At 53.0% G+C, this 1,193-nt stretch carries 1 protein-coding gene; it reads right to left on the bottom strand.

Annotated elements, in window-relative coordinates; translation table 11 throughout:
- Positions 1 to 145: 145 nt before the first annotated feature.
- Positions 146 to 1,123 (bottom strand): IS5 family transposase, encoded by a 978-nt coding sequence (locus K0F75_RS25380; RefSeq protein ID WP_219064702.1) that lies wholly within the window; start codon positions 1,121 to 1,123, stop codon positions 146 to 148.
- Positions 1,124 to 1,193: the final 70 nt, after the last annotated feature.

The raw sequence follows: 1,193 nt of genomic DNA, 5'->3' as shown, positions 1-1,193 counted from the left end.
GGAAGGTCTGAAGTAAGCAGCAGTTTTTAACGGCCTCGCTGTTTGAGGTTCAAAAAACGCCGATTTAATCGAAAATCAGACCTCTCCTCCTCTCAGGTCGCTGTTTTTTTGCTGAATAGCACCTTTTCAGGGCTCATTGTCCGCATCACAGGCGCACCTCGCCTACATTTAATAGCCGTTTTCGCATCATCCAAAGGTTCGACAAGGCAAACAGTGTGTTCTGCTGCGCAGTGTTTTTAACCAAGCCCCGGAAGCGCACTTTCGTATAGCCAAACTGGCGCTTGATCACCCGGAATGGATGCTCAACCTTGGCCCGGACTTGAGCTTTCGCGTATTCGATTTTGCGGCGCATGCGACCGATCAGGCTCTTTTTTGCATGCCTTTTATAGCTGCTGGGTCGCGCTGCGATCGACCAGATCATCTGCCGATGTTGATGCTCTGGACGCTTCTCAACTCCGGTGTAACCGGCATCGCCAGAGACGTAAGTTTCCTCGCCATGCAGCAACTGATCGACCTGAGTCACGTCCGACACATTCGCCGCCGTACCCACTACGCTATGCACCAAACCGGATTCAGCATCGACACCGATGTGCGATTTCATCCCAAAATAGTACTGATTTCCTTTCTTTGTCTGGTGCATTTCGGGGTCGCGTTTACCGTCCTTGTTCTTGGTCGAACTGGGCGCATGAATGATCGTCGCATCGACCACAGTACCTTGGCGTAGCAGCAAACCTCGGTCGCCTAAATAGCCGTTGATGACCTGCAAAATCCCACCGGCCAGCTCATGTTTTTCCAACAGCCGACGGAAGTTGAGGATCGTCGTTTCATCCGGAATCCGATCCAAATGCAGCCCGGAAAACTGGCGCAGAATCGTAGTTTCGTAGAGGGACTCTTCCATCGCCGGGTCGCTGTAGCCAAACCAGTTTTGCATCAGATGCACCCGCAGCATGGCCATCAACGGATACGCCGGACGACCGCCTTCGCCCTTCGGATAATGCGGCTCGATCAACGCAATCAGGCCTCTCCAGGGCACGACCTGATCCATCTCAATCAGGAAACGCTCGCGGCGTGTCTGCTTACGTTTGCCTGCGTACTCGGCATCAGCGAAAGACATTTGCTTCATCGGGGCTCAACCGTTCAGTTCGTGGGGCAGGCGTATTTCACCAGATTTGGAAGTCTTTTCCAGAGTTTCC

Source organism: Pseudomonas sp. UMAB-08 (genome assembly GCF_900095225.1).
Taxonomy (GTDB): Bacteria; Pseudomonadota; Gammaproteobacteria; order Pseudomonadales; family Pseudomonadaceae; genus Aquipseudomonas.
Note: the sequence above shows the minus strand (reverse complement) of the source record. Positions and strands in the feature narration are given on the sequence as shown.

Bases quoted from the DNA above. Each gene is read 5' to 3' on its own strand.
- K0F75_RS25380 (WP_219064702.1), bottom strand. From the start codon at position 1,123: ATGAAGCAAATGTCTTTCGCTGATGCCGAGTACGCAGGCAAACGTAAG.